The 24,849-nt window shown below is 65.6% G+C and carries 18 protein-coding genes; 2 read left to right on the top strand and 16 right to left on the bottom strand.

All coding sequences use genetic code 11. The features are described from left to right. Positions 1-73: 73 nt before the first annotated feature. The 6 genes from E1956_RS27785 to E1956_RS27760 form a co-directional block, all read right to left on the bottom strand. Entirely contained in the window at positions 74-1,075 is a 1,002-nt protein-coding gene (locus E1956_RS27785; RefSeq protein ID WP_134755282.1) for a CobW family GTP-binding protein, read from the bottom strand. Beyond that, a complete protein-coding gene (locus tag E1956_RS27780; RefSeq protein WP_134755280.1) occupies positions 1,072-2,784 on the bottom strand; it encodes an amidohydrolase in 1,713 nt (570 codons plus the stop codon). Before E1956_RS27780 ends, E1956_RS27785 begins: the two co-directional genes overlap by 4 nt. Positions 2,785-2,797: 13 nt before the next feature. Beyond that, positions 2,798-4,210, bottom strand: a complete 1,413-nt coding sequence (locus E1956_RS27775) for a sodium:solute symporter family protein (protein WP_134755277.1) — start codon at positions 4,208-4,210, stop codon at positions 2,798-2,800. A 114-nt stretch (positions 4,211-4,324) separates the two neighbouring features. Further along, the gene (locus E1956_RS27770; RefSeq protein ID WP_134755275.1) at positions 4,325-4,525 is read right to left on the bottom strand and encodes a DUF3311 domain-containing protein; all 201 of its coding nucleotides are present in this window, start codon (positions 4,523-4,525) and stop codon (positions 4,325-4,327) included. Positions 4,526-4,701: 176 nt separating this feature from the next. Continuing rightward, positions 4,702-6,111, bottom strand: coding sequence for a sodium:solute symporter family protein (locus tag E1956_RS27765; protein ID WP_134755273.1), 1,410 nt, complete (start codon positions 6,109-6,111; stop codon positions 4,702-4,704). Positions 6,112-6,225: 114 nt separating this feature from the next. Next, complete coding sequence (locus tag E1956_RS27760; protein ID WP_133196499.1) at positions 6,226-6,426, bottom strand: DUF3311 domain-containing protein; 201 nt, start codon at positions 6,424-6,426, stop codon at positions 6,226-6,228. Positions 6,427-6,687: 261 nt separating this feature from the next. Between E1956_RS27760 and E1956_RS27755 the strand changes: the two genes are divergently transcribed. Further along, the gene (locus E1956_RS27755; protein ID WP_134755271.1) at positions 6,688-7,605 is read left to right on the top strand and encodes an NAD(P)-dependent oxidoreductase; all 918 of its coding nucleotides are present in this window, start codon (positions 6,688-6,690) and stop codon (positions 7,603-7,605) included. A 37-nt stretch (positions 7,606-7,642) separates the two neighbouring features. On the opposite strand, the gene E1956_RS27750 is transcribed toward E1956_RS27755, so the two are convergent. The 3 genes from E1956_RS27750 to sauS all read right to left on the bottom strand — a co-directional run bounded on the left by E1956_RS27750 (position 7,643) and on the right by sauS (position 12,375). Continuing rightward, entirely contained in the window at positions 7,643-9,025 is a 1,383-nt protein-coding gene (locus E1956_RS27750; RefSeq protein WP_134755269.1) for an MFS transporter, read from the bottom strand. 195 nt (positions 9,026-9,220) lie between these two features. Further along, positions 9,221-10,912, bottom strand: coding sequence for an AMP-binding protein (locus tag E1956_RS27745; protein ID WP_134755267.1), 1,692 nt, complete (start codon positions 10,910-10,912; stop codon positions 9,221-9,223). After that, entirely contained in the window at positions 10,909-12,375 is a 1,467-nt protein-coding gene (sauS, locus tag E1956_RS27740; protein ID WP_134755265.1) for an acylating sulfoacetaldehyde dehydrogenase, read from the bottom strand. The genes E1956_RS27745 and sauS overlap by 4 nt, the downstream gene beginning before the upstream one ends. A 241-nt stretch (positions 12,376-12,616) precedes the next feature. Between sauS and E1956_RS27735 the strand changes: the two genes are divergently transcribed. Beyond that, positions 12,617-13,381: an IclR family transcriptional regulator gene (locus E1956_RS27735; RefSeq protein WP_232072035.1), complete on the top strand. Its 765-nt coding sequence runs from the start codon at positions 12,617-12,619 to the stop codon at positions 13,379-13,381. 105 nt (positions 13,382-13,486) lie between these two features. On the opposite strand, the gene tssF is transcribed toward E1956_RS27735, so the two are convergent. The 7 genes from tssF to E1956_RS27700 form a co-directional block, all read right to left on the bottom strand. Beyond that, positions 13,487-15,421 carry a type VI secretion system baseplate subunit TssF gene (gene tssF, locus E1956_RS27730; RefSeq protein ID WP_134755261.1) on the bottom strand — a complete coding sequence of 645 codons (1,935 nt, stop codon included), beginning with the start codon at positions 15,419-15,421 and terminating at the stop codon, positions 13,487-13,489. A 100-nt stretch (positions 15,422-15,521) separates the two neighbouring features. Continuing rightward, positions 15,522-15,785: a PAAR domain-containing protein gene (locus E1956_RS27725; protein WP_134755259.1), complete on the bottom strand. Its 264-nt coding sequence runs from the start codon at positions 15,783-15,785 to the stop codon at positions 15,522-15,524. 318 nt (positions 15,786-16,103) lie between these two features. After that, a complete protein-coding gene (locus E1956_RS27720; RefSeq protein ID WP_134755257.1) occupies positions 16,104-17,567 on the bottom strand; it encodes a virulence factor in 1,464 nt (487 codons plus the stop codon). Further along, positions 17,564-19,768 carry a T6SS effector phospholipase Tle3 domain-containing protein gene (locus tag E1956_RS27715; RefSeq protein WP_134755255.1) on the bottom strand — a complete coding sequence of 735 codons (2,205 nt, stop codon included), beginning with the start codon at positions 19,766-19,768 and terminating at the stop codon, positions 17,564-17,566. Before E1956_RS27715 ends, E1956_RS27720 begins: the two co-directional genes overlap by 4 nt. A gap of 19 nt (positions 19,769-19,787) precedes the next feature. Beyond that, the gene (locus E1956_RS27710) at positions 19,788-22,514 is read right to left on the bottom strand and encodes a type VI secretion system Vgr family protein (RefSeq protein ID WP_134757849.1); all 2,727 of its coding nucleotides are present in this window, start codon (positions 22,512-22,514) and stop codon (positions 19,788-19,790) included. Between the two features lie 570 nt (positions 22,515-23,084). Continuing rightward, a complete protein-coding gene (locus E1956_RS27705; RefSeq protein ID WP_134755253.1) occupies positions 23,085-23,996 on the bottom strand; it encodes an ABC transporter permease subunit in 912 nt (303 codons plus the stop codon). Next, positions 23,989-24,804, bottom strand: coding sequence for a taurine ABC transporter ATP-binding protein (locus E1956_RS27700; protein ID WP_134755251.1), 816 nt, complete (start codon positions 24,802-24,804; stop codon positions 23,989-23,991). The genes E1956_RS27705 and E1956_RS27700 overlap by 8 nt, the downstream gene beginning before the upstream one ends. Positions 24,805-24,849 lie beyond the last annotated feature (45 nt).

Here is a 24,849-nt window from a genome sequence, read left to right as displayed (position 1 = left end):
AACGCGTGCATTCGCGCATGAACCGGATGTGCGCCGTGCGCGCCGGGCCTGGCTACCCGGCGCCACTCGGCACTCACACCTGCACGGCCTGAAGGACGCACTCGTGGAGACCATCGCGCAACATCGCTTCGGTCTCCATATCGATAAAACCAATGAACACCATTGTGCTTTCCGCACTCTCGCTCCCCTGCTCGCTTTGCGTCGCCGCCGACATGCGCAGCCGCCGCGCCGCCACCTGGCACACGCGCGTGCTGATATCGCCCTGCGCATCGGCAACGCGCACGAACCCCTTCGCGCGCAGGACCGTACGCGGCAGCGCCTTGAGCCACGCGCGCAGGCGAGCCTTGTCCAGCACTTCGGGCACGGCAATCGCCACGCTCGTGAATGCCGGCATCGGCGGCCCCACGGCCCGGCGCTGCCAGCGCCCCGCGTCGGCGAGCGCGCGCCGCTCGGCCACGCTGGCGTCGAACAGCAGCGCGAGCGGCACACGCCCGTGATCGGCGGCCACGACGATATCAGTGGGCGCGAGCGCGCGCACGTCGGCGACGGCCCGCTCGCGCGCACCGGCCTCGATCAGGTCGAGCTTGGTGACGATCACCGCGCTCGCGCTGTCGATCTGCTGCTGCGCCATCGCGCCCACGAGCGGGTCGGCGAGCGTATGCACGAGCTCGAGCGCGTCGGCGATCACGAGCACCGCGGTGAGGCGGAACGCGCCGTTGAGCAAACCCACCTGCGCGATCTTCGCCGGGTCCGATACGCCGCTCGCCTCGATCAGCAGCAGATCGGGCCGGTCCGCGCGCGCGGCTACACGCCCGAGCGCGTCGACGAGCGCGCCGCCTATGGTGCAGCAGATGCAGCCGTTGTCGAGCTCGATCACGTCGTCGCTGCGCGCGCGCACGAGCCTTGCGTCGATATTCACGGCGCCGAAATCGTTCACGAGCACTGCGATGCGCTTGCCGTGCGGCGCCTCCAGCAGGCGGTTGACCACGGTGGTCTTGCCCGCCCCGAGATAGCCGCCAACCACGGCCAGGTCGATCGGCGCAGGCACGGGCGATGAAGCGGCGGCGGCTTTCATCTCGGCGCGCGCAGCACACGTCCGCCGAGCACCGTGCCCCACACGGGCACGTCCTTCAGGCGCTCGGGCGCACAGGTGCTCGGGTCTTCGTCGAGCACCGCGAAATCGGCGAACTTGCCCACCTCGATGCTGCCGATCAAATGATCGAGGCGCAGCGTATAAGCGGCGCCCAGCGTGATCGCGTGCAGCGCTTCATCCACGCTCAGGCGCTCCGCCTCGCCGAGCACGCGCCCCGACGCCGTCTCGCGCCGCACCGCGCACCATGCCGTGAAGAGCGGGCTCAGCGCCGTGATGGGCGCATCCGAATGCAGCGCGTACGGAATGCCCATGCGCTGCGCCGAGCCCGCGGGATCCATGCGGTTCGCCCGGTCCGGGCCCATGGTCTGGCTATAGTGCGCGTCGCCCCAGTAGTAGACGTGATTCGCGAAGAAGTTCACGCACAGGCCGAGCGCGCGAATGCGCCGCAACTGCGCGGCGTCCGCCATCTGGCAGTGCTGCAGCGTGTGCCGGTGATCGGGGCGCGGGTGGCGCGCGAGCAAGGTTGCGAGCGCATCGAGCACGACCTCGGTTGCCTCGTCGCCATTGGTGTGGATATGCAGTTGCAGCCCTGCGCAATGGTACGGCTCGAACACCTCGACCAGTTGCTCGGGCGGAATCAGCCAGAGTCCGTTGGGCTGCCCACCCGCGTAGCCGGGCCAGCGCACGCGCGCGGTGAAGCCCTGGATCGATCCGTCGACGATGAACTTCACGGGCCCGAAGCGCAGCTTGTCGGTGTTGCCCGCCATGGCCTCCAGCACGCCAGCCGCGCGCTGCGCGGGATTGCGCTGCGGCGCGAACGCGGGCACGATCCGCACCGGGTAGTCGGGGTCGGCCGTCACGCTATGCAAGGTGCGGTTGCCCTCGGGCGAGAGGTCGTTGACGAGATCGGTGGCCGTCGTCACGCCCGCGAGCTGCGCCACGCGCCCGAAATTCCAGACCGCGTGCGGCTTTTCGCTGGCCGCGATCGCGAGCTTGCCGCCTATCACCTGATAAATCGGGAACATCGCGGCGAACTCCTGCAGCTCGCCCGTGGGCTGGCCGTCTGCGTCGCGCGCGATGCCGTCGATGTCCGTGTCCTCGTCGATGCCCGCCAGCGCGAGCATCGCGCTGTTCACGTTCATCAAGTGCACGCTCGCATGCAGGATCGCAATCGGGCGGCTCGCCGAGACCGTGTCGAGCTCGCGCGTCGTGAGGCGCGACGCGCCGAAGTAGATCGGATCGAAGCCCCAGGCGAGCAGCGGGCCGTCGTCGGTCATGGCGCGCTCCGCTTCGGCCAGTCGCGCGAGCACCGCGTCGAGCGAGCGCAGGCCGGGCCACAACGTGCCGTCCGGGCCGCGCCGGTCGTAGTAACCCACATAGGCCGCGTCCCATACCGCGCCTTCCATCAGGTGGCAGTGCCCTTCCACGAGCCCCGGCATCAGCACTTTGTCGCCCAGCGTCTCGTCCAGTGCATACGCACCGAATTGCGCCTTCCACTGCGCGGCGTCTTCGCTTGTGCCCACCGCGAGAATGCGGCCGTCGCGCACGGCTACATGCGTCGCGTGCGGCTGGCCCGGGTTGAGCGTGAGGATGCGGCGCGCCGCGAATACCGTGACCGGGCCAGCCACGCCGGCTGACTGTCGGGACCGTTCGGTCTGTACGGGCGACGAAGACGATGCATGCAGATTCATTGACAGGCTCAACTCACGATGAATGGTGAACGGGATCGGGCATGGCATAGCGCCGCCCGGACGGACGCATCAGGATATGCCCCACGAAGACCACGAGCACATTGACGCCAAGGCACACGAGCCCGAGATTGATGCCGCCGAAGCCGATATGCAGCGCGTAGCACACGATCGCGAGACCCTGGCCGCAGAGGATGCCGGCCGCCACCGCACCGGGCCGCACGCGACGCCCCGCGAGCAGGATCAGCATGCCGGGCAGGAACTGCGTCACGCCATAGTACGTCGTGTTGATGAGCGAGAGCATGAGATTGGGCGTGAGCAGCGTGGTCGTGATCGACACCATCAGGTACGCGACGATCACGAACTTGGCAGTGCGTTTCTGGCGCGACTCGGGCAGGTTCGGCAAGAGGTTGCGCGTGACGATCGGCCCGATCGCCAGGCAGATGCCCGCCAGCACGAGCAGCCCTGAAAGCGCGGCGCCCGCCGCCACGAAGCCGAGCAGCCAGTCGGGCAGCAGATGGACAGCGGCCGCGAAGAACGCGTCGTTGGGCGAGGCGAGCTTCAGGTTCGCGCTGATCGCGTAGTACGAGGCCACCACGAGGAACGGGTACATCAGCATGTAGAGCGGCATCGCGATCTGCGTGCGGCGGATCGTATTGGGCCCGCGCGCGGTGAAAAAGCCTTGCGCAGCGAACGGCATCATGTAGAAGCCGAGCGACTGGAACAGCATCGTGCTCATGGAGAAGCGCAGCTGCGGCGCGCTCATGGCGTTGCTCACCTGGTGGCTCGCGGCCTGGAACACCTCGTGGGTGCCGCCCGCCATCCATGCGGCGGCCACGCCCGTGACGACGATCGCGAGCAGCATCAGGATGTCCTTGAGCACGGCGATCCAGGCCGAGGCGCGCACGCCGGAAATGGCGATATAGGTGAAGGCGAGCGCGGCGCACACGACGATCAGCCAGACCGGCTGGACGTGCCAGCCCAAGCCCTTGAGCGCCGCAACGAGGCCCGTGAACTGCAACTCGCCCCAGGGAATCAGGAACAGGATCGATGAGCCCGCGACGATCAGCTCGAGCGCGCGGCTGCGGTAGTGCCCCTTGAAGAGGTCCGCCTGGGTGATCGCGTTATGCAGTTTGCCGGCCTCCCAGATGCGCGGGCCGATGAAATAGCCAATGGGATAGGCCAGCAGGATATAGCCGAGGAACCAGACGCCATAGGTCGGCCCTTTTGCGTAAATGCCGCCCGGAAAGCCCACCATCGTGCCGATGCTGTAGATCTCCCCCGCCGTGAGGAAGAACACGAGCGCCACGCCGAATTGGCGCGAGGCGACGAAGAAGTCGTGCACGCTCTGCTTGCCGTGGCCACGCCGGGAGCGGATGGCGAGGTACAGCGAAAACGCGATCAGGAGGGAAAAGACAAGAGTGGACATGCACGGCACTCCGCAGTGGCGACATCAGGATGGGCGGCGGGGAACGTGGCGAGCGGGCTAACGGGTTACCGCGTTTCTTGCGCCGGTCGGGGCCGGTTTGCGCTGGCGAGCGGCTCAAGCCTCGTTCGCGTAGCGGTGCCGGTCGAAGCAGCGCCAACAAATGAAGAGACACGCGGAGGTCAGCAGGAACCAGGCGAAGATCCACGCGTAGATGAAGGGCACGCCGAAGACATAGCGGTCCTGCGCCGCCACCCAGGGCAGCATGCCGACGACGCCTAGAAAAGGGATGCCGATTCCGATCAGATACTTGAGCATGGGTGTCTCCATTAATCGAGCGCACCGGGTACGGCCCCATGCTTCGCGGTCGACCCGAGATCGTCATACTGTTTATGAATCGAGTATGGGCGGACAAAAACACCGCCGGTTAGTGCCAGATGCGCACAATCGTTGAGTCCAATGCTGGCGCGGCATGGGTCCAGCAAGCGGGCTCCCTAAGAATGCTGAACGGGATCGGCCATGACATAGCGCTGCCCGGACGGCCGCATCAGGATATGCCCCATGAAGAGCACGAGCACATTCACGCCAAGGCACACGAGCCCGAGATTGATGCCGCCAAAGCCAATATGGAGCGCATAGCACACGATCGCCAGGAGCTGGCCGCAGACGATGCCGGCCGCCACCGCGCCGGGCCGCACGCGGCGCCCCGCGAGCAGGATCAGCATGCCGGGCAGGAACTGCGTCACGCCATACAGCGTCGTGTTGATGAGCGCGAGCATGAGGTTGGGCGTGAACAGCGTGGTCGTGATCGACACCATCAGGTACGCCACGATCACGAACTTGGCGGTGCGTTTCTGGCGAGCCTCGGGCAGGTTCGGCATGAGGTTGCGCGTGACGATCGGCCCGATCGCCAGGCAGATGCCCGCGAGCACGAGCAGCCCCGAGAGCGCTGCGCCAGCAGCAACGAAGCCGAGCAGCCAGCCGGGCAGCAGATGGACGGCCGCCGCGAAGAACGCGTCGTTGGGCGAAGCAAGCTTCAGGTTCGCGCTGATCGCGTAGTACGCGGCTATCACGAGGAACGGGTACATCACCATGTAGAGCGGCATCACGATCTGCGTGCGGCGGATCGTATTGGGTCCGCGCGCGGTGAAGAAGCCCTGCACGCCGAACGGCATCATGTAGAAGCCGAGCGACTGGAACACGATCGTGCTCATGGAGAAGCGCAACTGCGGGGCCGTCATGGTGTTGCTGACCTGGTGGCTCGCGGCCTGGAACACCTCGTGGGTGCCGCCCGCCATCCATGCGGCGGCCACGCCCGTGACGACGATCGCCAGCATCATCAATGTGTCCTTGAGCACGGAGATCCACGCCGAGGCGCGCACGCCGGAGATGGCGACATAGGTGAAGGCCAGCGCGGCACACACGACGATCAGCCAGACCGGCTGGACATTCCAGCCCAAGCCCTTGAGCGCCGCGACGAGGCCCGTGAACTGCAACTGGCCCCAGGGGATCAGGAACAGGATGGCGGAGCCCGCGACGATCAGCTCGAGCGCGCGGCTCCGGTAGTGGCCCTTGAAGAGGTCCGCCTGGGTGATCGCGTTATGGAGCTTGCCGGCCTCCCAGATGCGCGGGCCAATGAAATAGCCGATGGGATAGGCCAGCAGGATATAGCCGAGGAACCAGACGCCATAGGTCGGCCCTTTTGCGTAGATGCCACCCGGAAAGCCCACCATCGTGCCGATGCTGTAGATCTCGCCTGCCGTGAGGAAGAACACGAATGCGGTGCCGAACTGGCGCGAGGCGACGAAGAAGTCGTGCACGCTCTGCTTGCCGTGACCGCGCCGGGAGCGGATGGCGAGGTACAGCGAAAACGCGATCAGGAGGAAGAAGACGAGAGTGGACATGCACGGCACTCCGCAATGGCGACATCAGGATGGGCGGCGGTGAACGTGGCGAGCGGGCTAACGGGTTACCGCGTTTCTTGCGCCGGTCGGGGCCGGTTTGCGCCGGCGAACGGCTCAAGCCTCGTTCGCGTAGCGATGCCGGTCGAAGCAGCGCCAACAGATGAAGAGACACGCGGAGGTCAGCAGGAACCAGGCGAAGATCCACGCGTAGATGAAGGGCACGCCGAAGACATAGCGGTCCTGCGCCGCCACCCAGGGCAGCATGCCGACGACGCCGAGAAAAGGAATGCCGATTCCGATCAGGTACCTGAGCATCGTTGTCTCCATTAGCCGACCGCACTGTGTGCGGCCCCATGCTTCGCGGTCGACCCGAGAACGTCATGGTGTTGTGAATCGAGTATGGGCGGACAAAAACACCGGCCGTTAGTACCAGATGTGCGCAATCGTTGAGTCCAACGTACGGCGAACCGATGAGCCGGCGGGCGGGAGCGCCAACAGCCCCACCAAATTCCCCGTGCCGATAGCTGACATAATGAAGCCCGCCCCTTTCTTCACACTTCACCGCAAGGAGCCACAGTGAGCCAATCCGCAACCTCGCCCACACCCAACCCGGTACGCCGCGTCGCGTTTCTGGGGCTCGGCGTGATGGGCTATCCGATGGCCGGTCATCTCGCGAAGGCCGGGCTCGACGTGACCGTCTACAACCGCACCGGCGCCAAGGCCGCGCAATGGGTCGCCGAATATGGCGGGCGCTCGGCCGCGACGCCGCGCGAAGCGGCCCAGGGCGCCGAGCTGGTGCTCGCGTGCGTCGGCAACGACGACGACCTGCGCAGCATCGCGCTCGGCCCGGACGGCGCCTTCGCCGGCATGGCGCGCGACACCGTGTTCGTCGACCACACGACCGCCTCGGCCAACGTGGCGCGCGAGCTAGCGGAGAGCGCCGCGCCGCTCGGCCTGCATTTCATCGACGCGCCGGTTTCGGGCGGCCAGTCGGGCGCGCAGAACGGCAAGCTCACGATCATGTGCGGCGGCGACGCCGCGAGCTTCGCGCGCGCCGAGCCCACGCTCGCCCACTATGCGGCGGCCGTCACGCTGATCGGCGCGGCGGGCGCGGGACAGCTTGCGAAGATGGTCAATCAGATCGCTGTCGCCGGCGTCGTTCAGGGCCTTGCAGAAGCGATCAACTTCGGCGAGCGTGCGGGCCTCGACATGGCGCTCGTGCTCGACGTGATCGGCAAAGGGGCCGCGGCGAGCTGGCAGATGGACAACCGCGGCCAGACGATGATGGCGGGCAAGTTCGACTACGGCTTCGCCGTGGACTGGATGCGCAAGGATCTCGGCTTTTGTCTGGACGAAGCCAAGCGCAACGGCGCGGCGCTGCCGGTCACCGCGCTCATCGACCAGTTCTACGGCGACGTTCAGCGCCTTGGCGGCAGCCGCTTCGATACCTCGAGCCTGATCTGGCGCCTGCGCAAGCTCGACGGCGGCGCGTAACGCTCTGGCAGCCCCCGCGCCGCAACGCCCTGGCGCCTTAACGCCACCACCGCAGCGGCCGCCGCAAGGTGTGCCGCTCGAGCCGCACCGCGGGCATCGAGTCGAGGAACGCGAAGGCGCCGGCCTCCGCGGTGCCCATGCGCCGCTCACGCTCCTCGTCGGCTTCGACCGTGCGGCCCGGATCGATGAAGAGCGCCGCGACGATGCCGAGCGCGAGCAGCCCCGCCGAGATGGTGAACGGCACATCATAGCTGCCGGTGCGCCCGATCAGGTAGCCGAACACGACCGGCGAGACCATGCCGGCGATGCCGAAGCCCGTGTTCATCATGCCGCCCGCCGTGCCCGCGTATTTGCCCGCGATGTCGAGCGGCAGCGTCCACAGCACCGGGTTCGTGATCTCGAGGAAGAAGAACGACGCGGAGAGAAAGATCACCGCGACCATCGGGTTGGTGGCGGACACCATGGGCAGCAGGAACGCGAGCGAGCCGCCCATGCCCGTGACGAGCACCGCGCAACGCGCAAAGCGCAGGCGGCCCGTCCATTTGAAGAGCCGGTCCGAGACCACGCCGCCCAGCGTGTCGCCCACCACGCCCGCGAGCAGCGGCAGCGCCGTGAAGAGCGCGAGTTGCTTGAGGTCGAAGCCGCGCGACTCCTTCAGATAGGAAGGCAGCCACGTCAGATAGACCCACAGCAGCCAGCCATAGCAAAAGTCGACGAACGTGACGAGCCACATGCGCCGCATGAGCTTGCGCCACGGCGTGGGCATGCGCTTCGCGCGCTCGCAGTCGCCGCGCCGGTAGCCGATCTCGGCGGTCTCCTCTGGCGTGACGCGCCGGTTCTGCTCGGGCGAATTCGTGAATATGCACAGATAGAGCACGGTCCACGCGAGGCTCGCGACGCCGAGCAGGATAAAGGCGTCGCGCCAGCCGCCCGCGACCACCACCGCGAGTACGAGCGGCGGCGTGATCGCGCCGCCCAGGCGCGCGAAGCTGTGCGTGATGCCCTGCGCGAAGCCGCGCTCGCCCACTGGCATCCAGTACGTGAAGGCACGCGTGGCGGTGGGGAACGCCCCGCCCTCGCCCACGCCTAACGCGAAGCGCAGCAGCACCAGCATCGTGACGCCGCCGGCAAAGCCCGTTGCGAGCGTCGCGGCGCCCCAGATCAGCGAGAGCACCGTGAGCACGAGCTTGGGGCCGTACTTGTCCGAGAGCCAGCCGCCGATGATCTGCATGGCGGCGTACGGATACGCGAACGCCGAAAACACCAAGCCGAGCTGCACCGTGGTGAGGCCCATTTCGTGGCGAATCAACGGCCCGGCGACTGCGATGTTTACCCGATCTATGTAAGAGATAAAGTACATCAAACACATGACCGCGAGGATGATATGGCGCGTCTTGATACGCTGCGCGTGCTGTTTCATGGTGTCTCCTGTCGGCCAGAGTTGGCGCTTTAGCGCCTTACGCTGGCCCCATGCAACGCATGTCGATCGGAGTTGCCGCTTGAGCGGCTTACTCTGGTCCCATGCAGGATGGTTGCTGTGTCTCTATCTTGTGCGTTTTCTTCTGCGTTTGGTGCCCCGCTTGCGTAGCCGGGGCAAGCGGCGTGCAGATGCGCGTCAACCGCTGGCTGGCGCCACGAGCTTGAGCCGCTGGACCTTGCCCGAGGGGCCGCGCGGCAGCTCGCTCACGAAGCGGAACTCTTTCGGTGTCTTGTAGCGGCCCAGCTCGCGCAGGCAATGCGCGCGCAGCTCGGCGGGGTCCGGCGCGCCCTGCCAGTGCGCCTCGCGCGGCACCACGAACGCGACGATCTCCTGGCCGTAGGCGGGGTCGGGCACGCCAACAGCAGCCGCGTCCAGCACGCCCGGATGGCGCAGCAGCGCCTCGTCGATCTCGCGCGGCGCGATGTTCTCGCCGCCCTTGATGATCAGCTCCTTCGAGCGGCCGTTGATGTAGAAGTAGCCCTCGTCGTCGCGATAGCCGAGGTCGCCCGTGCGCAGCCAGCCGTCGGCGGTGAACGCCTTCGCAGTGTCGTCGCGGCGCTTGTAGTAGCCGCGCATGACCTGCTCGCCGCGCAGCACGATCTCGCCGCACTGGTTTGGCGCGCACTCGCGGCCCTGCCCGTCGATCACGCGCGCCTCGCTGCCCGAGGGCAAGCCGATGCTGCCGACCCTGCGCCGCGATACCTCATACGGATTGCTGAATACCGGCGCGGCGGTCTCGGTCATCCCCATGGTCTCGATCACGCCAATCCCGAAGCGCGCCTCGAATGCGCGATGGTGGTCGGCAGGCAAGGCCGCCGAAGCGCTGCGGCAGAACTTCAGCGCCGAGAGATCGAGCCCGCGCGGATCGTCGGCGTTCAGCAGATAGGCGACGATCGTCGGCACGACGTTGATCCAGGTGCAGCCGTACCGTGCTGCGTCGCGCCAAAACGTGCGGGCCGAGAAGCGCGGCGTCAGCACGGCCGAGCCCGCGTGAAAGAGCGGCGCGAGCAAGGTCACGACGAGGCCGTTGATGTGGTAGAGCGGCAGCGAAGCGAGCACGCGGTCTGCGGCGCCAAGACGATGCTCGGCGCTGATGTTGCGCGCATTCGCGTGCAGGTTCTCGTGGCTCAGCAGCACGCCCTTAGGTGCGCCGGTCGTGCCGGAGGTGTACATCAGGAGCGCGATGTCGGTGGTTTTGGCGTCGGTGCGTGCGTGTGCGTGTGCGTGTGCGTGTGCGTGGGCATCCTCGAACTCATGGGCTGTGCCGGACCATGCGGGCGCGCAATCTGCCGCCGCCGTTTCCAGCGCAGGCAACGCCGGTAGCACTGGCAGCCCGACGGCGTCCGGCTCGGTGCGCACGAGCGCAACGTCGCGCCTCATGCCCTGCCGGCCCGGCTCGCGCAGCGCGGCGAGGGCCGCCGCGAGTGCGCCGCTGGTCTGTGCGCACGCGAAGATCATGCGCGAATCCGAATGCTCGACGATATAGGCAAGCTGGGACGGCTGGCACAGCAGGTTCAGCGGGTGCGCGACCAGCCCGCTATACATCGCGCCGAGCAGCAGCGTGGCCGTCTGGATGCCGTTGCCCATCATCACCGAAACGACATCGCCCGGCTTGAGGCCGGCCTCGCGAAAGCGCGCTTCGAGCGCGCGGCAACGCGCGTGCAATTCGCCGAACGTGAGCATCGCGCCGGCGTGGTTTTCATCGGCTATATCGGCGCTATCGGCGGCATCGGCGCTTTCATCGGGCGCCGCCAGCAGGAAGGGCTTGTCCGGGTACTGCGCGGCGCGCATCTCGATCAGCGCGCGGATCGTCGCGGGCGCGCTCATTGGCCGAACCTCCGGAAATAGTCGCCGAGCAGCGCATCGAGCTCGGGCACGCGCTCCTCGATCGGATACGCCACGCGCGTGATGTTCAAATACTGGCGAAAGCCGAGATTGCTCGAAAAGTTGTTGCGGCCCCACGTCCCGCAGCCCATCGAGAGCGAGAACGGCAGGCCATTGTCGAAGTTGCCGCCCGTCGCGAAGCAGTGCGCCTGGTTGACGATCACGCGCGCTACCGGCAGCGTCGAGCCCAGCGTCACGGCCGCCTCCGGCTCGCCCGTATGCAGCCCGACCGAGTGGCCCGCGCCCATGTAGGCATAGAGGCTGCGCACGATGGCCGCGGCAGCGTCGAAATCGCGGGCGCGATAGACCGTGAGCACGGGCGCGAGCTTCTCGCCCGAGAACGGATGGCTCGCGCCAAAACCGGTCTCCTCCACCATCAGGAATGCGGGCTCGCGCGCGGCCAGGTCGTGAAGCCCCGCGGTGCGCGCGATCTCCGGCGCGGATTTCGCGGTGCAGCGCGCGGCGAGCTTGCCCTCGCTCCACATCGCCGCCTGCAATTGCGCCTTCTGCTGGGCGTCGAGCAGCACGCCGCCGCAAGCGGCCAGTTCGCGCAGCATGGCGTCGTAGACGGCTTCCTCGATCACGACGCTGTTCTCCGACGAGCAGCTCGTCGCGTTGTCAAAGGTCTTCGAGGCGGCGATCTTGTGCGCCGCATCGCGAAGATCCGCCGTGCGCGTGACGATCGACGCCACGTTGCCCGCCCCCACCCCAAAAGCCGGCGTGCCGCTCGCATAGGCCATGCGCACGTTCGCCTGCGAACCCGTCGCCACCACCAGATCGGCCTCGCGCATGAGGGCGGCCGTCGCGGCCTTGCTCACCGGCGCGCTGAGCATCTGCACGAGCGCCGGATCGAGCCCCGCCTTCGCGAACTGCGCGTGAATGAACTCAATCAAGAGCGCGCACGCGTCATAGCCCTTCGGTGAGGGCGCGACGATCACTGCATTGCCGCATTTGAGCGCGTTGACGATCTTGTTGGCCGGCGTGGCGGCCGGATTGGTGGAAGGCGTGATGGCCGCCACCACGCCGACCGCGCGCGCGATCTCCACGATGCCCGTGGCCTCGTCGCGCGCAATCACGCCGCAGGTCTTCTGGCCATGCAGGTCGCGCAAGAGCCCCAATGTCTTCCGGTAGTTCTTGCGGAATTTGTCGTCGGCATTGCCGAGGCCCGTGTCGCGCACCGCCTGCTCGGCGAGCCGGCGGTTGCGCGAGGGCTCCATGATCGCCCACGCGGCCGCCGCCGCCGCGGTGTCGAGCGTCTCCTGTCCGGCGAACTCGAAGGCCTGCTGCGCGGCGCGCGCGCCTGCGATCTGGCGCGCTATCCGGGCCGCGGCTTCTGCCTCGGCCTGCGCCCCGGGCGCTGCGGATTCGCGTGCTCCGGCGGCGGCATGGGTGTCCCTGACATTCATCGGCTGCACTCCCGAAACGAAACGTTGGCTGTAGTGCCAATCTATTCATCGGCGCGCGGCTGCGAGTCCCGTTTCCCGTGCAAACGCCCACTCGCGCCAGCGGCGCAGCGGAAAATGCAGATTTCGGGACTTTCCATAGTCCCGAAAAATGCGCCGCGCGATGCACAATAGCGGCACGCAGTACTGCAGAGCATTCGGCGCAGACGTGGCGCCTGCCGATTTGCATGGGATGGGAGCTCGCGTGTCGACCTCGAATCAATCGAATGCCGCAGCGGTGCGCGCGTTCCGCGTGCTGGAAACGCTCGCCCAGGCGGGCCAGCCTTTATCGATGATGGATCTCGTGCATGCCCTCGATCTGCCCAAGCAGACCGTGCACCGGATCCTCGCGCAGCTCACCGACGCCTGGCTCGTCACGCGCGGCGCGAACGACAAGCTCTACGAGTGCTCCGCGCGCGTGCGCATGATGGCCGTGAACGTGCTGATGCACGCCGGGCCGGCGGCGGCGCGCCATGTGCTGCTCGAAGAGCTTGTCGGGAAGATCGGCGAGACCTGCAACCTCACGATGCTCGCCGGCAACGACGTGGTCTATGTGGACCGCGTGGAGACCGAATGGCCGCTGCGCATGCATCTGCAGCCGGGCTCGCACGTGCCGCTGCACTGCTCCGCGAGCGGCAAGCTGCTATTGAGTTTTTTGCCCAAGGAGCGCCGCGAGCGCATGATCGAGACGCTGCCGCTGCGCGCCCATTCGGAACGCACGATCACCGACCGCGACGCGCTGCGCAAGGAACTCGCGGCCACGCGCCGCCGCCAGCTCGCGATCAACAATCAGGAGCACCTGCAGGGCTTGATCGCGATTGCCGTACCGGTGATGCTCGAGCGCAACCGGGCCTGCGCGGCCATTGCCGTTCAGGCGCCGGTCGGGCGCGTCACGCTCGACGATCTGCTCGCGTTCGTGCCCGACCTGCGGCACGCCGCCGAGGAAACCGCGAAGACGTTCTGCGCGTAAAGGCTCACGCCAGAAAGGAAATAGCACCGCGGTGCACGCGGCCATGGTGAGCGGCGCTGCCGCTCACCGCGCCCGTCGACCAAGGTGGTGGATCAGGCGCTGCGCTCAGACCAGCGCCGACGTGCCGCGCAGCAGCTGGCCACGCGCCAGCTCCGAGCCGTTGTGTGCCGAAACCAGCACGAGCTGCGCGAAGCTGTTTTCGGGCGCATACCGGACGAACACGCTTTCAAGCACGCGCGCGAAGGTGCTGAGCGCGTAACCGGAGAGTACGGAGTCGTCGATGCTCAGGCGAACGCGCAGCCCGCGTTCGAGACGTGAAAGCGGCTCTTCGACGATCCACTCCATGGCGGTTTCGCTCGCGAGCCCGACGATCGCATCGATATGCCTGGCCGCGGGCTGCGATACCTGGGGAACGTGGCCCGAGAGCAGCTCTTTCAGTGCCGGCAAGCCGGCCTGGTTCAGGCTGAACGTGCTGGGGGAAAGCATGGTGACGAGGTTCCAGTAGCGGCCCGGCTTTTCCGGCCGGGGCAGGCTGGCCGTGGGCTTTCTGAGCATGACAATGCGGTTTTCCGAGTCATAGCCGGCCTTGCGAAAGTCGCCCTCGGGCTTGCCCGGGTTGATCTCCGCTGGCAGATTGCGGTTTGTGCAGCGCAGATCCACATCGATCTGTTCGATGCCCTCAGGCTCGATGAGGCGGCCGTCGAGGCCAACGAACGACAGCAGCGCGTCTTGCCCTGCAAGGAAGTCCGGCAGGCGTTCGTCACGCTCCACCCTCCAGAAAAACGGTTCACGCTTGCCCGGCCGATGTGTGCCCGCGGAGTGGCCCAGCGACTCGAACCCCGGAACCGTCACAGTCGACTTGCCATTCGTGCCCTGCACTTGCGCTCGAACGGCATCCACGGTCCAGACCGCGGTTCGCTCTAGCGACAACCGGGCCGGCACGAGTGGATAGACCAGCGTTGTGCTGTCCTTGATCGAAACCATATCGGACGGGCACGGAAAGAGGTTGATGGCCGGCGTGCACGACAGGCGAAAACTGGTGGTTCTCAGTGCGCCCAGCGAGCGTGCGGCTAACGAGTCCGGGTGCAGACCGCACACGGGGACATGCAGGCTGACGCGGCTGCGCGGGCCGGCGCCGCGCAGCAGGGCCGCGAAATCGATGTCGATGAAGTCGAACTTCTGCGGAAACGCGAAATACTCGAGCAGAAGGCGGAACGGCGAACGCCGCCGGCCGGCACGCTCGATCAGCGCGTCTTTGTCATCGAAGCCGGCGAGGCTGACCGGCACCTGCGGCAGCGCTGTCCATCGCCCGCTTGCTTCGACCTCGACAAACGCGCCGGGCGCGCGTTGCAGCAACGCGTCGATGGCAGCGGCAACGACCGGTTGGTCGCCGTCCACGAAAACACGCAGCGTGTCCGGTGCAACGCGCCGCAGGTCGGTGCCGGCGATCGACGCGGCAAAGGTCATCGAGATGATGCCGGTTGTTCCCTCGGGCAAGCGCACGCTGGATGGCGCGGCTGACGGGAGGCGATACCCGGCGTCCGCGACCCGCAGCGGCGCGAGCGTGACTTCGTACGCGGTCTCGAAGTGATATCCCTTCGTGGCGTCGTCGGCGTTGGTCTCGTTCTCGGCCACGGTTTTGGCCTCGGTCCTGGTCTTGGCCTCGGTCTCGGAGTCGGTCTCGATCGGGATCACCAGTTTGGCGCGTCGCTCGATGACCGCCGGTTTCGTCAACTGCTCGATCTTCTCGCTGCTTTCGAAACAAGCAATCGTGCAAGATGGAAACGGACGCAGATATTCAGGGTAGGCCACTTCGAGCAACGGCTTCGTGAATTCGGGGACGTCGTCTTCGAGACGCGCGGTGATGCGCGCGTTGAGCAGTGCTGCGGCCTCGATCATCCGCTCGACCTGTGGATCTTCCGAGCGCTGGCCGGAGATCGACAAGCGCGCGGCGACCTTGGGATACCGCTCGGCAAATTCGGCAAGCGAAGCGCGTAGCTGGCCGAGTTCCCGCTCGTAGGATGAAATCAGATCGTCCATCGTAGCTCTGGATTGATAAGGATGACTACTTTTTTATCAGGCTGATGCAAATGCCTTTGCCTGCGGTTCGGGTGGCAGTGGCCTGGAGGTACGGTCCCCGTCAGGCCAGGCCAGATGACGCCACGCTGGAAATCAGCGTTGCGCCGCACGAGGTTTTATGGCCATCGAAGGCAACCGCGCGGCCTTCGATCTGGACGTTTTTGTCGCCTTCGATGATCACGCAGTGATCGTGCCCGTCTATCGGACATGTGCACTCATCCCCGACGCAGGCGACCTCGCGACCCATGACGGTCGAGTTCTCCCGTCCGGTTGTCACCTTGCCCCCGTGCGATGTCGAATCGCCAACACGGATGACGCCTCGCATGTTTGCTTCTCCCTTTGCTGATCGTTTGTCGGGTGTGCGGGCTGGCGCCCCCCGATCGGACCTAATCGACAGTTCTGCTCGTTCGCGGCCTTGCTGCCGGCATCGGGCGAACTCACCATCACAATGCTTGCCGCGTGGCCGGCGTTCTCTGCTCGTGCCCCTCGTGATTTCGGACTGTGGGGGGCGGCTTTTCAAGCATGGCGGCCATTAAACAACAAAGCCCAAGTGGGGAACCTGGGCTTTGTCAACCTTCATGTTTTCCAGAGCGCGGGGTTGGGCCTTTTCAGACTTCAGCCAATTCCGCGCATAGACTGATCTTCATTCGGTGTAGCCTTGGATCGGGTACGTCTTGCCACGCAGACGCCCCCACCACGGCAGGTACGCATTGTTCTCGCCGCGCGCGCGGAACCAGTCCTTCTCGGGGTCGATTGCAATGAGCTTCTCAGGCGGCACAACCACGACGGCCGTCAGGTGCTTCGGATCGGTGGTGCCCGTGACGAGCGTGTTGCCGCCCAGGTGATTGGCCCGGCCGATCGCCAGCACCACGGCGGTCAGCGCCGTGCCCGCGCCCATCTCGCCAAGCAGCGCCGGCGTGTTAAAGGTCTGCTTCAGGTACTCGAACTCCGGCAGCGTGACCGTCAGCGTGCGGCCGAGTGCGCCGACCCGCTCGGAGGCGGCCTCGCTGCCCCGTCCGGCATCGTGGATCACGTACTGGATGTCGGTCACCGGCACGTTCGCGTTGCGCGCTGCCGCCTCGATCGCGCTTTGCCACGCCTGCACGGTGCGCGTCGTGCCGGCCTTCACCTCGAAGTCGTCGACACTCGCGCTCGCGGCACGGCCGATCCAGGCCAGCGGGTCGCGCCCGGTGTCCAGTCCGGGGCCCGCCAGGATCAGCAGCGCCATGTTTTCGTTCATCTGCTCGTCGTTCGGCGGGAAGCTCGGTGCATCCCAGTTCATCACCCAGACGGTCTCGGTCGGGTGCGATTGCAGGTAGTCGAGCGCCGCGTTCAGCGAGGTGAAGCCGGCATTCGGGCCACCCGGCGTCACGTGAACGTCTGGTGGAGTGTCTTTCGACCACAGGTCTGTGAACTGTTTGTGCCCGATGCTGAAGTTGTAGATGATCTTCTGCTGCAGGTAGTCCCGTGCCTTGACGGGATCGAGCCTGCCGGCTGGGATTGCGTACTCGACGTGAATGCCGGCGAGTTCGCGCCACTTGCGCTTGCTTGACGGCGCGACCGTGTAGAAGTAGGACGGATTCATTGCATAGCGGTCACGGAACAGCAGGAGCAGCTTGGTGACGTACTTCTTGTGGAATCCCTCGAACGTTTCTTTTCCATGGTCTCCGTCCGCAACAATGGCCACGGGCTGCAACGACGTAAAACTCTTTGGATCGGTCCGCACCATGTCGTCATTGCGGTTCGGTTTCGCGAGCCCCAGCGTCCACAGCGTCTGCCATTCGGTTGGATAGTCGCGGCGTTGCAGCGGGTTGAGCCATTCAAGGCCCACAACCTGGGCGAGGAACGGCTTGCCGGCAGCATCCACCGGCGTCGCGCCCGCTCCCGGCGTGGCCGCCGTGGCGTCTGGCATAACGAATGCCGTTGCAAACATGAACACCGCGAACCCTATCAGGCACGGCGCCAGCAACAACCGCTTCATCATCGCTCCCATTGTCAGCACTCCTGTTTCGTTGTTTATGCTCGTCAGCATCCACGCCGCGACCAGCACTGCCACGCCGATCGCCAGTCCAAGCCGGCGTGGCCAGGTCGAGAGCAGCCACGTCATAGCAACCCTCCCACGGCCAGCAGGAAATTGCCGTCCCGTTTGTCGTGGATCTTGTCCGGTCTGCTGGCATCACGATCGATTTTTGTCCATTTATCCAGTGAGACATTGTTCATCTGGCCGTACTGAAAGTACTCTGCGAACCGCCCGTTCGGATCGTCAACCGGCAATCCGTCGCCAAACCGCCAGTCAGCTGCCTTGCGTAGCGTCTCGAGATCTTCCGCCGAGATATCGCACCGCCCGATCGCCACGTCGTACGCCAGCGCCTTTTCCGCGTGCTCCGCATTGGTCAGGATCGTCGAATGGTTCGTCGCGTTGCTGTCGACGCCCTGCGTCAAGATCTTCGTGATCTGCTCGTTGTGCCACCCGGTGTAGTCCGCGCTGGCATGCGACGCATCGTCCTCGCCAACCACCTTGCCCTGACCGTCGACCCAGCCGGGCCGGTCCTCGCGCCGCGCCAGCATGCGCAGCGTCGCGTGATCCTCGTAGCGCCGCGACGCTTCGGTCTGCTCCGTTCCCAGCCCCTGCCCGGGATGGCTGTCGTAGGGATCAGCCGGGTTGGTCGCCTTGCCGCCGTTGCCCTTGCTCGCGTCGCGCGCGTCCGCCGGCGGATCGTAGCCCTCGTTGAAATCGCTTTCGGCACTTCCGTCCGAGACCGACGACACCCCGCCATAGCGGATCGACCGTGGCGTGAATGCCGCCGGAAGCGCCGGCGCATTGACCAGGACTTTCCAGTCCTTGTCCGGGCTGGCATTCAACGGAACGCGCGTGAGCAGGTTGAACAGGTAGAACACCGGCGCGGTGGCCAGCGTCGTGAGTTGCGCAACCGGATTCCTCGGGCGCGCCTCCAGCCCGCGCTCGAGCGAGAATCGGGCCAGCGGCGAGGGCGGATACCAGAAGCCTTCTTTCCGGTTCCGATCCTTGCGCCAGTCGTCATCCCAGTACCGGTAGTACTCGCCCGTCCTGCCCACCTCGTGGCCCGAAGCAAATACCCGCTGCGTGAGCACGCCGTCGGCGTTCGTGTCGGCGCGCTCCTTGTCACTCATGCCGCGCCAGCCCAGGCCCTGCACGGTCGTCACGGAAATCACCTGGTCGTGCGGGCAGCAGTACAGCGTGACGCGCCCATACGTCTTGCCGTTCAGGCCGTGCGCCGCGCGGTCGTCGGCCGCGTTGTACGCTTGCCCGCCGCTTGCCGAGGTGCGCGTATTGGCCATCTCCGGATCGAGCCGCGAAGGATCCGGCTCGAGCGCCGCCCGCTCGCGCAGGATGTCGAAATACGCCTTGAGCGTTTCGGCGCGCGCGACATAGCTCTCACGCCCGTGGTTGCCGTCCCGGTCGCCAATGCCGCGCTGCGCCCAGCTATCCATGGCGTTGCTGGGGACGAGACTGTACGGCGGATTGCACAGCACATAGGTATCCGCCACGCAGCGGCCGGTCTCGGGTGGCAGGCTGCTACCCTTCGGGAGCTTCACCGCCGGGAGGCGGTCACCCAGGAACGCGGCGGCGATCCCGACCATGTTGCCCTGGCTGTGGCAGACCACCGTGATTGCCGCGTCAGGCTGCTTGCTGCGGATCGTCCTGATCAGATTCGCAAGCCGCAGGGCCGCCAGCACCCCGTAGGCACGCGGCGGGCAGGCATACACGGTGCGCGAGGCCACCGGATTCATGTGCTGCGCGGTGAGCCACAGGAACAGCCGGTCGTTCAGGCCTTCGTGCCACAGATCCGGCAGGCTCGACGTGCCATTGGCGAACGGGCCGCCGCCCCAGTAGTTCTGCTCGTTCAGGAAGATGTTGGTGCCGTACCGCTTGAGTTCGTCCTGGTTGGCCTTGTAGCCCCAGCGGAAGTGGATCACCGGCGAAAACGACGGGTCCGGGTTGATGTAGGTTTTGGACGTCATCTTCGGATTGATATACCCATCGGCGGTGAGGCTGTCGATATAGCTGACCGGCGTAAGCTGGCCGGCGCAGGTGCCGGTATAGGCCATCTGGTCGTCGTTGCGGCCCAGCCGTGCGTTCAGGCCGCGACACAGGCCTTTCTCTGCAGCGTCGAACCACTCCCCTTCGGAGTTCACGCCATGCACGAAGATCACAATGCCCGGTAGCGGCATCCGCAGGACGCAGATGAGCGGCGTGTCCGAATTGAATAATGTCATCCCTTCTACGCTGCCGACCTCCACGAGCGATGGATCTGGAGAAGCACTCATGTCCGGACTCCGTTTTGATTTACGTCTCTTGCCGGAAAAATTTCGCCACGAGCGACTGGAACCGGTTGCCATTGATTTTTGGCAACTGGCCCGAGCCGTCGGTCTGCCCCTGGGCGATTTCACCAGCGGCGGCCTGCACCGCCCCCTGATAGCCCATGGCAGACTGGCCGTCCGTTGCGCGCACAAGCTGTGGGACCCGGCCAAGCTGCGAGTCGCTGAAGTTCGGCATGTCGGTGGCCATGCTCGCCGGGCCGCCCCACGTATGACCGGCCGCCTTGACGGTAAAGCTGCCCGGGCAGCCAAGCTCGATGTTCTGGCCATGCAGCTTCAGGTAAGCGCCGCCCGTCGTGGCGAACACCACCTGGTCGCTCGCCGTGCCCACGAGCTTGCCGTCGGCGGCCGTGAGCTGAAGGTCTTTCGCGGAATGGATCTGCGTGTCGTCAGACTGGCTCGCCGTGGTGAGCTTGCCGTGGTTAGCGATTACCGAAATGCCGTCGGCCTGCGCGAACATCGCCACGCCGTGGCCGCCCTGAAGGCTGATCCGCTCGCCGCTGGCGACCTGCACGTGCTGACGCGCCACCTGATCGATGTTCTCGCCCGCATAGGTCACATGCGTCCTCGGCGTGACATTCACCGAGCCCGCCTGCGCACCGAACGCCATCAACGCCTGCGATCCATCGGCCGGCGCGGCCGCCCCGTTCTCCGAACTCCCGACGCCAGGCGACCAGCTTTTGAATGCGTCCGCAACGGCCGTCTGGCCACTTGTATCGGCCGCCTGTCCGCCGTGTTGTCCGGCATAGTCTCCAAGCGCCTTGAACAGTTCCGTGCATTCGCCAAGCAGCTGCAGCAGTTCCTGCCGGTCGAGCTGGTCCCCGCTCGCCTGCGTACGCGCGTAAGTCGTCAGCAGGATGCCCTGCGCGGCCCGCAGCGCCGCGGCGGCATCCGTGGCCAGCTCCGCGCCCTCACCGCGCTTCGCGCCCTGTCCGTTCTCGCGTGGATGCGTGAGGTGCCCCAGGTTCAGCTCCGACGCCGCATGCTCGCTCGCCAGCTGCGCACTGATCTGCGCCGGCGTATCGTCCAGGCGCAGCTGGTTGTACCGCCTGCCGTTGATTTCGCGTGAGCGCATGCCCGAGAGGTAGCGGTTGCCCGGCAGAGTGCCGGTACGGCTGAACGTCGCCGGCATGTTTTGGCCATTACTGAGCACGCCTGCGATATACATCCTGTCGGGATCGCCGTTCGCGAAGTCCAGCAAGACCTCCATGCCGGCTCGCAGCGGCGCCTGCTGGCCGAAGCAGTCGCCCGCCCAGCCCGACAGCATCCGCACCCACGCACTGTCCGCCGGCGTGCCGCTCGTGCCCGCGCCGCTGGCGTGCTCGTGGTCGGCGCTGGCGAGCCCCTGGATCTGCACCTTGTGCCGCCCGTATTCGTCGGTGTGGACCTGCTCGCCATCGGGCGCGACCACCTTGCCGGTCACTGGATACACGCGCGGCAGGTCCACGCGCGGATCGTAGACGGGCGCCAGCGGCGTGCCGCGCGGCACGCCGCTAAACGTGTTCTCGTAGCGGCTCGCGGTCGAGCCGTCGAACGCCGTTGGACGCGCCAGCGTATCGACCGACAGCGGCGCGCTCACGGACGGCCATCGGCTGGCCGTGAAGAGCGCCTGCGCGCGCTCGTTCAGGTCCTTGGGCAGGTTGTTCTCGCCGGTGTGATGCAGCGACGTGATGACGATGCGACGCTGCAGTTGCGGCAACTGATCCAGCTCCGGATGCCCCGAGACCCTGATCCAGAAGCCAACCTCGAGGTCACGCACGCCGCTCGCGCCGTTGACACGGGTCGAGCGCGCCCCGTGCGACCACAGCCGCGCGAAGCCGATCCGCTCGTAGTCGTCCGGGGTATCGGCGAAATGGGGAGAATCGATCCGGACATCGGACAGCAGGGCTGCGAGATCATTGCCCGCCGGCCCCTGGTCGACGCGTGTCGTCGCGCCCACCAGGCTGACCATGCCGGGCTTGAAGTCCCAGCTCGCCCGCCGCATCGAGCCCGACACCAGTTGGCGCCCCATCGTCAGGTGCGTGATGGCATCGCGCGTTCCGGTAGCCGCATCGGGGTGCCAGACGACGGTGCCCACGTCCGCTTCCCTGAGCTTGACGGCGTTGTCGAACAGCACCAGGGTGTGGAACGGCCACTTCGCGAGATCGGTATTATCGCGGCTGTCGCCAGCGCGGATAAACCATGCAATCCCTTCACGGCGGCACAGGCGGCGGACAAAATCCGCGTCCGATTCATCGAACTGGAGCGTCTGCTCGCGCGCGGGATATTTCGACGTGTCCAGATTCGATATATCGACATTAAACGTTCCACCAAGCGTGGTGCTTCTGCGGCGCCATTCCTCCACGAGCGTCTGGATAATATCGACGACGCTTTTTGCGCGAAATATGCGCGTATTGATGCGCCGCTCCATGATCGACAGCGCGTCACGGATCACCAGCTGGTAGGTTGCGAGCGATCCGTCGGATTCACCCTCATGGGCATCTGTGACGATCGCGCTGATCGAATGCAGCGCGCCTTCGTCGGTGACCAGCTGGACCGTTACCGGCTGGCCGAGAAACATCTCGAGCGGTGCGCCCACCGTGGTGGAAATGCAGGAAAGGCGGCCCTCAATGCCTCCGCACAGATCCTCACGAATATCGAGCCGCTGGATGAACAGCAGACCGGCCAGGTCCTTCTGCGAACTGCGCCAGTACATCCGGAACGGGCGGTTATCCTGTGAAGGCAGCGCGCCAGCGAAAACACGCCGGAGGGATAGGTAGTTCACGGTCTGCTCCCCGGTTTTATTAATTACGCTATACGAAATAATTAGTTTGCAGATTTAATATTGATATCACACCGACATTAAAAATGAATTATCTATAATTCAGAAAAAATACAGGATAAAATATCAACACACCGTGACGATGCCCAAACATCGCCACGACGCTTTTATTGAAGATGGAATACTTTCCTGATTCAGATCGTTATCGGAGAATGCTACCACTTGGGGTGGCGATTATCCTTGATCCAGCGCAGGAGGATCCTGGCATCGAAAGCGCCAGTCGCGCGTTGAGAAACAGAAAACAAGTCGGTAATTTATTCACTATCCGACATTATCCGCGGCGCTTTGGAAAACTGTATCGAGTTCGTCCTGCGGCACGCCATCAATGCAAATGCAAAAACGTTCTGCGCGTGAAGACTCACGCCAGAACGGAAAAGAAATAGCAATGCGGCGGCGCTTTTCATGCGCCGCCGCAGACACCCGTCTTGCTCCCTAATTCGCCGATTAAACCCTACCCTTCCAGGGCACCGCCACGCGTTCGATATACCGCATCAGCATATCGAAGCACAGCGCGAAGAACCCGATCACGATGATGCCCATGATCACGACATCGCTCGACAGGAACTCCGCGGCGTTGAGCACCATGAAGCCGAGGCCGCTCGTCGATGCCACCATTTCCGCGGCCACCAACGTCGTCCAGCCTACCCCGATGCCGATGCGCATGCCCGTGAAGATTTCCGGCAGCGCGGACTTCAGGATCACATGCCAGACCACCTGAGTACGCGTAGCGCCCATCGAATACGCCGCGTGAATCTGCTCGATCGAGACCGAACGCACGCCGGCGCGCGCGGCAATCGCGAGCGGCGCGAAGATCGCCAGGTAGATCAGCAGGATCTTCGAGAACTCGCCAATGCCGAACCAGATGATGATGAGCGGCAGATACGCGAGCGGCGGCAGCGGGCGATAGAACTCGATGGGCGGATCGAACACGCCGCGCGCGAAGCGCGAGACGCCCATCATCACGCCCACCGGAATCGCGGTCACGCAGGCGAGCGCGAAGGCGCCGAACACGCGCAGCAAGCTGATGCCCGTATGCTCCGCCAGCGTCGAGTTCGCGAAGCCCTGGGTGGCGACGAAGATGAACTTGTTGTAGACCGCCTGCGGCGAAGGCAAGAACAGCGGCTTGACCCAGTGCCAGTAGGTGGCCGCGAACCAGAGGCCGAGCAGCGCCGCAATCGTCACGAGGCTCGTCAACGCGCTGCTGCCCTGGCCGGGCACGCCGAACGTGTCGCCGGGCCGCACGGGGCGCTTTGCGAGCAGGCGGGCTCCGCGCCCCGGTTTGCGCGGCGGCTGATACGTGTCGCCCGGTTGGGCCGGCCGTGCGTGCATGATGTGAAGCGATTTCAGACTAGCCATGAGAGACCTCGGCTTCGGCGTCGTGCATTCTCTCGTCGCCGTAAATGATGCTGAGCACGCGCTCGCGCATCTCGATGAAATCGGGGCTGGACTTGATCGCGCGTGCATCGCGCGTGGCGAGAAAGCGCCGGTTGAAATCCAGTTCGTAGGTATGCGTGATGCGGCCCGGACGCGGCGACATGACAATCAGCCGGCTCGCGAGGAACAGCGCCTCCTCCACGCTGTGGGTGATGAAGAAGAACATCTTGTTGGTATCGCGCCAGACGTCGAGCAGCAGCTCCTGAATGGTCTCGCGCGTGAGCGCGTCGAGCGCGGCCATGGGCTCGTCCATCAGCAGCATCGCCGGATCGCAGGTGAGCGCGCGGGCAATGCCCACGCGCTGCTGCATGCCGCCCGAAAGCTGATAGATCATATGTTTCTGGAAGTCCTGCAAGCCCACGAGCGCAAGATTGCGCACCGCAATCTCGTGGCGCTTCGCCTTGCCCACGCCCTGCAGCTTCAAGCCGAACTCCACGTTGTCGATCACGTTCAGCCACGGCAGCAGCGCGTGCTTCTGGAACACGACGCCGCGGTCCGATCCGGGCCCCGCAATGGGCTCGCCGCCGAGCAGCAGCTGGCCTTCGCTCGGGGCGATGAAGCCCGCCATCAGCGAGAGCAGCGTGGTCTTCCCGCAGCCCGAGGCGCCCAGCGCCACGACGAAGTCGCCAGAATGAATGGTCAGATTAATTCGGTCGAGCGCATGCACGGTCTGCCCGCGGGCGCGTCCCGGGAACATCACGCTAACGTCCTTGACGGTCATGGTTTCCATGATCTCTCCTCGCTTTCCTCAGTGAAGCGCCGCCGCATGCGCGGC

Origin of the sequence: Paraburkholderia pallida (assembly GCF_004524855.1) — a bacterium.
Classification (GTDB): domain Bacteria; phylum Pseudomonadota; class Gammaproteobacteria; order Burkholderiales; family Burkholderiaceae; genus Paraburkholderia; species Paraburkholderia oxyphila.
Note: the sequence above shows the minus strand (reverse complement) of the source record. Positions and strands in the feature narration are given on the sequence as shown.

Excerpts from the sequence above, each read along its gene's own strand:
- sauS (WP_134755265.1), bottom strand. The coding sequence starts at position 12,375 with ATGAATGTCAGGGACACCCATGCCGCCGCCGGAGCACGCGAATCCGCA.
- E1956_RS27725 (WP_134755259.1), bottom strand. The coding sequence starts at position 15,785 with ATGCGAGGCGTCATCCGTGTTGGCGATTCGACATCGCACGGGGGCAAG.
- E1956_RS27780 (WP_134755280.1), bottom strand. The coding sequence starts at position 2,784 with ATGAATCTGCATGCATCGTCTTCGTCGCCCGTACAGACCGAACGGTCC.
- E1956_RS27700 (WP_134755251.1), bottom strand. The coding sequence starts at position 24,804 with ATGGAAACCATGACCGTCAAGGACGTTAGCGTGATGTTCCCGGGACGC.
- E1956_RS27715 (WP_134755255.1), bottom strand. The coding sequence starts at position 19,768 with ATGAGTGCTTCTCCAGATCCATCGCTCGTGGAGGTCGGCAGCGTAGAA.
- tssF (WP_134755261.1), bottom strand. The coding sequence starts at position 15,421 with ATGGACGATCTGATTTCATCCTACGAGCGGGAACTCGGCCAGCTACGC.
- E1956_RS27775 (WP_134755277.1), bottom strand. The coding sequence starts at position 4,210 with ATGTCCACTCTTGTCTTTTCCCTCCTGATCGCGTTTTCGCTGTACCTC.
- E1956_RS27765 (WP_134755273.1), bottom strand. The coding sequence starts at position 6,111 with ATGTCCACTCTCGTCTTCTTCCTCCTGATCGCGTTTTCGCTGTACCTC.
- E1956_RS27760 (WP_133196499.1), bottom strand. The coding sequence starts at position 6,426 with ATGCTCAGGTACCTGATCGGAATCGGCATTCCTTTTCTCGGCGTCGTC.
- E1956_RS27705 (WP_134755253.1), bottom strand. The coding sequence starts at position 23,996 with ATGGCTAGTCTGAAATCGCTTCACATCATGCACGCACGGCCGGCCCAA.
- E1956_RS27720 (WP_134755257.1), bottom strand. The coding sequence starts at position 17,567 with ATGACGTGGCTGCTCTCGACCTGGCCACGCCGGCTTGGACTGGCGATC.
- E1956_RS27785 (WP_134755282.1), bottom strand. The coding sequence starts at position 1,075 with ATGAAAGCCGCCGCCGCTTCATCGCCCGTGCCTGCGCCGATCGACCTG.
- E1956_RS27750 (WP_134755269.1), bottom strand. The coding sequence starts at position 9,025 with ATGAAACAGCACGCGCAGCGTATCAAGACGCGCCATATCATCCTCGCG.
- E1956_RS27770 (WP_134755275.1), bottom strand. The coding sequence starts at position 4,525 with ATGCTCAAGTATCTGATCGGAATCGGCATCCCTTTTCTAGGCGTCGTC.
- E1956_RS27710 (WP_134757849.1), bottom strand. The coding sequence starts at position 22,514 with ATGTACTGGCGCAGTTCGCAGAAGGACCTGGCCGGTCTGCTGTTCATC.
- E1956_RS27745 (WP_134755267.1), bottom strand. The coding sequence starts at position 10,912 with ATGAGCGCGCCCGCGACGATCCGCGCGCTGATCGAGATGCGCGCCGCG.